The sequence below is a fragment of the Mesorhizobium sp. M7A.F.Ca.CA.004.04.2.1 genome, assembly GCF_004022825.1.
In the GTDB taxonomy this organism is placed as follows: Bacteria; Pseudomonadota; Alphaproteobacteria; order Rhizobiales; family Rhizobiaceae; genus Mesorhizobium.
In genome coordinates, this window is record NZ_RZPH01001337.1 from 1 (window position 1) to 1,283 (window position 1,283).

Below are 1,283 nucleotides of genomic sequence, written 5' to 3' on the forward strand. Positions count from 1 at the left end.
CGACAATCCGGCCCACTGGAAAGACCTGCCGCCGGTCAATCTGGACGCCAACACCCGCACGGAGCTCGATCAGGTGATGCCTGGAACGGCCTCCCACCTCGAGCGGCATGAATGGATCAAGCACGGCACCTGCTACGGCAAGAGCCAGCAGGACTATTTCTCCGACGCGCTCAACCTGATGCGCGCGGTGAACAGCTCGCCGGTGCGCGATCTCTTTGCCAAGAACATCGGCGGCAAGCTGACGGCGGACCAGATTCGCGGCGCTTTCGACACTGCCTTCGGCGCGGGGGCAGGCGACCGGGTGCGTGTGTCCTGTGTCATCGATCCGTCGAGCGGCAGGCGGCTGATCGGCGAACTGACGCTCGGCCTCGCCGGTCCGATCGGCCCGAACAGCGCGCTCAAGGACCTGCTGCTGGCTTCGGTGCCGACCAACAAGGCCGGCTGCCCAACCGGCAATGTCGACGCGATCGGCTTCCAGTAACTCTCAACAGAGGTACCGGACTGTCGCCCTGCCGTGCCCTGGTGCTATGCTGCGAGCGCATCATTCTGGCGGGGGCGGCAATGGATGGCATGACGAGCAGCGCGCTGGCGCGGCTGGCTTTCTGGGCCAAGGGCATGGTCTCGATAAACGATGCCCGCATGGAATGGCCGGGCTTTTCGTATACCGACGCCGAATGGGCACGCATGCGAACGCTCTCCGAACCGATCGGCGTCGGCACGTACCAGCTGTTCACGATCGTCAATGCGGTGATCTTCATCATTATCGCGGCGATCGGCATTTTCGGCGCCTTCCTGCCGCTGGCGACGTTGCTGTTTCCGGTGCCGGCGGACACCAGCGCGTTGAAATTCTCCTCGCTGCTGGCCGCTTGCGCTTTCTTGATCATCGGGCTCGGCCTGCCGATCTCGATGCGTCTTTCGGCCATGCTGGTCGGCGGCAAGACGATGCGAGCAGCACTTGTTTCCGCGCCCGGCGACGAGGCGTTGGCGTCGAAAGTCTCGTGGCAGATCAACCGCATCATGATGATCCTATGCGGCCTGCTGGTGCCGGGCATCCTGCTGTTCATTGCCTACGATATCGAGGCCGGGCCGATTATCACGGCGCTGAAATGGCTGGCGATCGCGCTGATGGCGGTTTCAACCGTGACGGGCATTCGACGGCAGAGGAAGTCGTAACGAACTAAATCCGCGCGGACTTTGTCCATGCAGCGGCCGTGTCGGCTTCGTGGCCGCCCGGCTCGCCGACGACGCGGTCGCGGCCGGTCGACTTCGCCTTGTAGAGACGC

General features: G+C 63.8%; 1 protein-coding gene and 1 pseudogene. Both read left to right on the top strand.

Going from position 1 to position 1,283, the window contains the following annotated elements:
- Positions 1-481, top strand: a pseudogene (locus tag EN893_RS34345) (ribonuclease); the annotation flags it as partial.
- Positions 482-570: 89 nt separating this feature from the next.
- Positions 571-1,173, top strand: coding sequence for a hypothetical protein (locus tag EN893_RS34350; RefSeq protein WP_127276943.1), 603 nt, complete (start codon positions 571-573; stop codon positions 1,171-1,173).
- Positions 1,174-1,283: the final 110 nt, after the last annotated feature.